Here is a 6,800-nt window from a genome sequence, read left to right as displayed (position 1 = left end):
GGAACTGGCACTTGCCATGAGGGCCTCCATCGTTGTCACGGGGCCGCGAACCATTCGCAGCCCAGTGGAGGCAGTCTCGGGAGCAAGGGCCTTTTTGCGCAGGGAGATATTCAGCGCATCGGTTCGTCTCCGGGACGCTCCGCCGCGTTGCGCGGAATGCCCGCGAGCGCCAGATAGCCACCGCCCATGTACGCTTCGGCGCGCCGCAGCAGGTGCCGGACCTGGGCGCGCAGCTCGCCATCAGCGTGCCAGCGCGCCACGGCTTCGAAACCGAATAAGGCTTGGGCGATGTCGCGGTGCGAGGCGCCGGCCTGCGCGCCGTCGAGCGCCTGCAGGGCGCGAAGATGCAGCAGCGCAGCACGGGTGACAGTCCGCGTGGAATCCTCGGCCGGCGCATGGCCCTGAAGAGCCTGTGCCTGCGCGTTGAACGCCTCCAACTGGCCGCGCAGGCCAGGGCCGAGCGGGACGGCGCAGATGTAGGCCGCGCCATCGCAGAGGTCGTCGGCCAGCGACATGCGCAGCCGCTGCGCGGACACCTCGGTCAGCAACGTGAGGCCCGAGCCGCCGAGCGCCAGGCGCTTGCGGCCAGGCACGCGCCAGAGGTCGAAGGTCGGCCGGGCCGACGCATCGTGCGCGCGCGAAGCACGCACGTGCAGCAGCTCGTCAGCCGCCGTGATCCAGTATGGTCGCGCTTCGCGCGCATCGAGACGGGGGTCTTCGGCGCTGTCGCAACCCCCACCGGTCGAGCGATGCGGCGCGCCGTGCCCAGTCCACCTGGTACTGCGGATGGCGGCGCAGGTACTCCCACGCRAGCGCRGGGCTGTCGAGATCGAGCGTGTAGAGGTAGGCCGCCGACGCGCGCCAGGGCGCGGTCGGCAGGCCTTCGGCCTTGCGGTCGGTCATGGCAGAACTCACTTCTTCTTGCTTGCGCGAAGACTGCCACGGGCACGGCCGGCATGGCTGGCTTTTGCGGCGATGCGCTCTCGCGCGGGCGGCGACGATCCCGTACGCCGGCCCACCAATGAAGTTCAGTCGTTGATCGACCCGTCGCGCTGCGCGTCGGCCACGTAGCCGGACAACGGCTGGCGTGCCCTGAAATGCGGATCGGCAACGATGCGCAAGCCGGTGGGGCCGCACACGCCCTCGAGCGCCAAAAGGCTCACGTGCCCGAGTTCGGGGAAGCCCGTGCCGGCATCGGTCAGCCCATAGGCGCGATCGCCGTCGGCATCGAGCTCGGTGAGCAGCCAGCAGGCCGGGGCGTCCAAGGTGTACAGCTTGACGACGGGATAAGGATCGACGGCGCGGCCATGGGCGCGCGCTGCGCCGTTGGCCAGCATCTGGTCACGCTGCTGTTCGGTGAGGAATGCCATGGCTTTGAGAGGAGACCTTGGAATGCTATTGCGACAGATGAAGATCTGTAAGTCAAATTGGTGACTTCATGCGACACAAAGCTTTGCGCGATGCCTCGCTGTCGAATCGCACTCGATAACGCCTCGATGAGAATGCGCTTTGAACACTATAGATTGTAGCCCTATAGAGGTCGATAGGTTGTCATCGCCGTTCCCCGACGAACGACCGAATGACCTCCCCCACCCACTCTTTCCCCGCGGCTCTCAAGGCTGTCCGGAAAGCCCGTGGCCTGAGTCAGGAAGCGTTTTCCGATGTGTCGAGTCGCACGTACCTGAGTTCGCTCGAGCGCGGCCTGAAGAGCCCGACCCTCAGCAAGGTGAGCGACCTGTGCGAGGTCATGGACGTGCATCCACTCACGCTGCTGACGCTCGCCTATGGCGGAGACGACAAGGCCAGAGACAAGCTCTTCGAGCGTGTACGGCGTGAGCTGGCCGAAATCCAAGGTTCACACACGGAATGAAAGCGCGGCCGGTTGGCCGCGCCTTTGGCGCTACGCCACGATGCGCCCGGCCAGCCCGCGCTTCGCGCGCGTAGCCGCTCAGCGGCTTGTCGGCGATGAAATGGAGATCGCGCTCAATCGGCAGGCCCCACTTCTCGCCGAAGCCCTCCAGTTCCGTCAGGCTCACGTGGCCCAACTCGGGAAAGCCTTGCCCGAGCTCGCAGAGGCCGAACGTGCGGTCATCATCCTCGCGATCGATCTCACACTGCAACCACGTCGCGCCCGCGTTGGGCGTGAACAGCTTGACCACCGGCAGTGGGTCGAATTGAGGGTTCTCGATCGAKTCTYGGCCRTTRGCCAGCAGCTKCGCGCGTTGTTCGTCGGCAATGAGCKTCGTCATGGTCTTTCTCCTTGGAAGGATTCCGGGCGGRATTGCCCGAGACCGAAGCCGCACGGCGCAGCGCAGCCGTCAGGGTTCGAGAGACGGCCGCCGGCCGCCAGCGCACGACGTGCGCGCAGACCTTGACGGCGAGAACGCCGTGCAATGATGAAGGGAACAGCAAGCCCCCCCCCTGCCTCGTGGCAAGCGAAGCGCGCAGGCCGGGAGCGCAGTGAAGGCCGCAGGCGTCAGGGATGGAAGCCCGAAGGGTCAAGACGCCACCGGCGGCTCGATGCGCAGCACGACAGCCCGGCCCGGCACCGCCGGGAGACGCACGAACATCTTCGCCGCCGAACCGTGTGCACGCTGATTCGCAAAAACCTGCGATACGTCTCTGCACGAACCCACGGATCCGGAGAACCGCTTCCGCACATCCACTGCTGCCCGTGCATGCGCAGAACCGCAAAGTCGGAATGGCGACGATCCACAGATCAGGAAATCAGGAAGTACGGACTGACGCCAATCCGTACTTCCGCAATTCGGTAGGGGCTCGCAGCAGTTGAACGGCCCGCGACCAGCGCGGGCCATTGACGGAACTCAGAGGTGAAGCGCCCCGCCTGCAGGCGGGGCACCGCGCGACGCTCAGTCGCCCTTGCTGCGCGACCAGATCAGGTTGTGTGCGCCGTCGTCGCCCTCGACCAGGCGGGCATAGATGGTCGCCGGGAACGACGGGTCGTCCAGCGTTACCGACAAATAGGGCCGGTCCGCCTTGCTGACCTTCTTCCAGGCTGCGCCGATCTCGAGCCCGTTGCCGGCGACAACGCGGAAGTCCGGGGCGTTCTCGCTCGCCTTGTCGCTGGCGGCGATCTTGACCTTGACGTTCAGGGTCAGGGTGCGAACCGTGCCGGTGTAGCCGTTGCCCGACGCGGTGAAGTTGCCAATGGTGCTCATGATGAAGTCCTTTCGAGGTTGATCCAGGTCCGCGCCCATCGCGGCCTTGGCGTGATCCGACCGGCGCGGGTCCGGGCGCGCCGCACCGAAGGCCGCAGCACAGCGGAGGACCGGCAGGCCCGAGAAATTTGGCTCGCGAGGAATCTGCGCAGCAGAGGGGAAATTTGTTGGGCCGGACGGTTGCGGCGATGAAGCCCGAGGCAAGCGAAACGCAGAGCAGCGCCGCCGTGCCCGCGCCAGGATTCACGACACATACAAGGCCGTGGGCGTGGACCTGTCCTCGCAAGGGACGCATGCGCCCGGCAATTGCCCGCGGAGACAGCCTCCCGGCATGGATTCGGCTGCGGCCGAATGCCAAGCCGGCACACAGGCGAAGACAAGGGAGAACGCTCCGCCGCGTGGCGGCACACAAGATCGGCATCGGCGGCGTGGAAATCGGAGAGCACGGCGGACGGCCTGTCGGTGACACCAGCCGTTGTTCACGGGACCTGCCCGCCAGCGTCGGGGACGGTGCCGCATTTCGGAACCCAGCGCAGCAAGTTCTGTCGCAGCCCTGCGCCCGTCCTGCGACGGGTGCTCACTTTGAGATCTCGGCGGCGCAGTCGCTGGATGTGAAAACGCGCGCGGCACACTTGCCGCGCGCGTCGTGCCGAGTCAACAAGCCCCGGCCCGCAGGCCGGGGCTCCATGCTCATGCGACGGCGTGCATACCCTCGCGGTCTTCTTGCCAAGCCGGTTGACATGATCGGGCGCGAACGCCAGCACCGCTTCCAGCGCCTTGGCTTTCGAGACATGCTCGAAGTAGCCTGCGGCGGTCGGCGTCCACCAGTTGTGCATGTCGAGGTTCACCGCCTGCGCGAGCGCAGCGGCGGGGACTTCTTCCTCATGCGAAGCCAGCGCGCTGACCGTGGAGGCCACGCACACCGCCAGCAGCGACAACAGTTCCTGCTGCGGGAAGGCCAGCAGTTCGGCGAACAACGCATCCGGGTCGCCGGGCAGGCGATCGGCCCACGCGTCCCGAACCTTGCGCATGCCCATCGCCGCCGGTGCGTCCCCGATGTCCGGCGCATGTTGTCCGAGCCCGTCCTGCGGCGTGGCGGTGATGTCGACCGGCGACCCGCCCGAGCCATAGCTGTCCACGATCACACGCAGCGCGAGGCGATGCACCACCGCCACCAGCGCGACGTGCGGATGCCGCGCCACCTCGGCCTGCAAGGCCGCCGTGCGGTGCGCGCTGAGGCGCTTCGCCAGCTTCTCCGAGATGCCGGACTTGGTCGTTTCATCGACACCCGCATCCGGGCCGTTGCCCGCCGCGCTCCCCTCCTGCCGCGCCTGTTCCCGCAACGCCTTGGCCTGTTCCTCGCGCAGCAGGCCGCGATGCACGACCACGCCGCCCATCGGATCGAGCGACACCACGGTACCGGCCAGCGCCACCACGGCGGGCGGATACTCGACCAGCTGGCGTTCGATGGCCTCCAGTTCGTTGCCGAGCTCGTCCATGGCGTTGTGCAGCGCTTGCGCCTGCTCGTCGGTCATGTCCTTGTTGTCGTCATCCAGCCGCTCTTGCAGCTCCGCTTGCCGGTCCTCCAGCTTGGCGATGCGCTTGGCCTCGGCCTTGCTGGGTTCGCGGCGCGTGCTGCGCGCCCGCTGGAACTGGTACAGGTCGGATGACATGGCGCGTGGGACGGCATCCACCCAAGCCCACCCTTCGGCCCGGACCTGCTCGGCCATCGGCGCGAGCTTGTCGCGCGCCAATGCGTCCAGCAGCGCGCCGTCCGTCAGGAAGATGCCGTTCCGGTCGTCCGCGAACAGGTCACGGCGAACACCTCCACCCGCCTGCTCATAGGCCTCCAGCCCGACGAAGCGCGCCACCGCATCGCGGCTCGCGTCGATCTCGTCGCTCGTCAGGTGATCGCGCAGCGCCTCCGGGCTGCGCTGCCATGGCGGCGAGTCGTAGAACGCGGCTTCCTGCGCCACATGGTCGTCGGTGATGGCCAGCGCCATCAATTGCTCCAGCGTCACAGCCTGCTTTTCAAAGTCCGCCAGCAAACGGGGCGAGACGTTGGCGAGCTTGAGCCGCCGCTGCACCACGAGAGGCGTGACGCCGAAATCGGCGGCGATATCTTCCACTGGCCGGCCTTCGGCCACGAGGTCCTTCCACGCGAACAACTCCTCGATGGGCGACATGGCCTCGCGCTGCACGTTCTCGGTGAGGCTGACAGTGCGGGCTGCATCATCAAGCACCAACAGGCAATGCACCCCGTGGTTCTTCGCCAGCTTGCGACGCTTAACCAGCAGCTTCAACGCGGCCAGACGCCGCCGCCCGGCCACCACGTCGTAGTGCTCGCCATCGGGCGCGGCCACCACGGTGAGGTTATGCAGCAGGCCGACGCGCGCGATGCTCGCGGCCAGTTCGGGAATCGACGTGCCGCCGCTCTTGCGCACGTTGCGGCTCGAAGGCCGCAGCTTGGACAGCGGAATCAGCAGCAGTTCCTGCGAGGCCGCGAAGGCGGCGGCAGCGCCGCCCGTGGCGATGGTGTGGGTTTCTTGAAAGGTAGCGGTGTTCATGGTGTAGCTCCTATCGGGACAAGATGAAGAAAATGGGGAATGGATGGAGGGGCTGCGCCCCCCCGGCTGAGGGTTCAGGCTTTGAGCTGGCGCATGCCATCGGCCAGCAGCCACAGGGCGCGGTTCAGTCGCAGGTTTTGGTCGATGCCCTGCACCGGGCGCGTGCTCTGGCGGCGCCCGTTGGCGGCACGCCCGTTCAATCCGCCCTTGACGAGGTTTTCCTGCGTGCGGTTGAACACGCTCCACAGGTCGCGGCGGTCGTCATCCGTGCGGCGCGGCATCAGGATTTGCGTTTCCGTGATCGGCGCGGGCTTGTCCGGGTCGTCGTACTTGAGGGTCAGCGCGGCGCGGGCGAACACCTCCGACTCCCCGGCATCCAGCGTGATGGCCCGCATGGCCTCGCGCGACGCCTGCGCCCGGTCGAAGCCGCTCAAGACTTCATACGCACCTTCGACAACCTGCCCCGCCACATCGCCCTTGTGATGCACGCGCACATCGGCCACCGTGTCGCCGCACACCAGCCCGTTATGGCAGACGAAGCGAAACATGCCCGCCAGCATCTGGTAGCTGCTGGTGCCGTCATGCGAGTTCAGCAGGATGATTTCGTTGGCCTCGCGGCCGTTGATCTGGCTCGCGTGACGCAGCCGGATCATGTGCTTGGTGAAGTCGCGCCGCCCCTCCTGCCGTACGCGGGTCTGACACACCATGAAGGGCTCGAAGCCCTCCCCTCTCAATTCCCGCAGCACGGTGGCCGTGGGGATGTAGCTGTAGCGCTGCGAGCGGCTGCCATGGGGAGCGTCCGCAAAGATGGACGGGGCCACGGCCCTGATCTGGTCGTCCGACAGTGGGAATTCCGAGCGCAGCACCGGCGAAGCCGGTGCGAAACGGGAAACGAGTTGCATGGTCTTTCTCCTGACGAAGTTGGCTGTTGAACAACCCCCACCGGATTCCTAGATTCGGAGCCCTCTTCGGGTCTTCCGGTGGGGTTGGCACGAAGAACCCGGTTGGCCTCGTTGCCACCGTCTTTCCTGAGTTCATCGCCCGCGTCGGTCAG

General features: G+C 66.8%; 7 protein-coding genes and 1 pseudogene. 1 reads left to right on the top strand and 7 read right to left on the bottom strand.

Going from position 1 to position 6,800, the window contains the following annotated elements; all coding sequences use genetic code 11:
- Positions 1 to 110: 110 nt before the first annotated feature.
- The 3 genes from AC1DOC_RS22690 to AC1DOC_RS22680 form a co-directional block, all read right to left on the bottom strand.
- Positions 111 to 650 (bottom strand): DUF2285 domain-containing protein, encoded by a 540-nt coding sequence (locus tag AC1DOC_RS22690; RefSeq protein ID WP_478080454.1) that lies wholly within the window; start codon positions 648 to 650, stop codon positions 111 to 113.
- 13 nt (positions 651 to 663) lie between these two features.
- Positions 664 to 903, bottom strand: coding sequence for a transcriptional regulator domain-containing protein (locus tag AC1DOC_RS22685; protein ID WP_478080455.1), 240 nt, complete (start codon positions 901 to 903; stop codon positions 664 to 666).
- A gap of 125 nt (positions 904 to 1,028) precedes the next feature.
- Entirely contained in the window at positions 1,029 to 1,370 is a 342-nt protein-coding gene (locus tag AC1DOC_RS22680; RefSeq protein ID WP_478080456.1) for a DUF2958 domain-containing protein, read from the bottom strand.
- 209 nt (positions 1,371 to 1,579) lie between these two features.
- Here AC1DOC_RS22680 and AC1DOC_RS22675 point away from each other — a divergent pair, with 209 nt between their 5' ends.
- A complete protein-coding gene (locus tag AC1DOC_RS22675) occupies positions 1,580 to 1,870 on the top strand; it encodes a helix-turn-helix domain-containing protein (RefSeq protein WP_478080457.1) in 291 nt (96 codons plus the stop codon).
- Positions 1,871 to 1,900: 30 nt separating this feature from the next.
- Here AC1DOC_RS22675 and AC1DOC_RS22670 read toward each other — a convergent pair.
- From AC1DOC_RS22670 to AC1DOC_RS22655, 4 genes and pseudogenes are all read right to left on the bottom strand, one after another.
- A pseudogene (locus tag AC1DOC_RS22670) lies at positions 1,901 to 2,249 on the bottom strand (DUF2958 domain-containing protein).
- Between the two features lie 621 nt (positions 2,250 to 2,870).
- Positions 2,871 to 3,179, bottom strand: a complete 309-nt coding sequence (locus tag AC1DOC_RS22665) for a DUF736 domain-containing protein (protein WP_478080458.1) — start codon at positions 3,177 to 3,179, stop codon at positions 2,871 to 2,873.
- 479 nt (positions 3,180 to 3,658) lie between these two features.
- Positions 3,659 to 5,746 carry a ParB/RepB/Spo0J family partition protein gene (locus tag AC1DOC_RS22660; RefSeq protein WP_478130526.1) on the bottom strand — a complete coding sequence of 696 codons (2,088 nt, stop codon included), beginning with the start codon at positions 5,744 to 5,746 and terminating at the stop codon, positions 3,659 to 3,661.
- Between the two features lie 74 nt (positions 5,747 to 5,820).
- On the bottom strand, positions 5,821 to 6,648 hold the full coding sequence (locus AC1DOC_RS22655; protein ID WP_478080460.1) for a DUF932 domain-containing protein: 828 nt from the start codon (positions 6,646 to 6,648) through the stop codon (positions 5,821 to 5,823).
- Positions 6,649 to 6,800 lie beyond the last annotated feature (152 nt).

The organism is Variovorax sp. 01T439_2, from assembly GCF_056398445.1.
The sequence above is the reverse complement of the archived record's forward strand: the minus strand, read 5'-3'. Positions and strand labels throughout refer to the sequence as shown.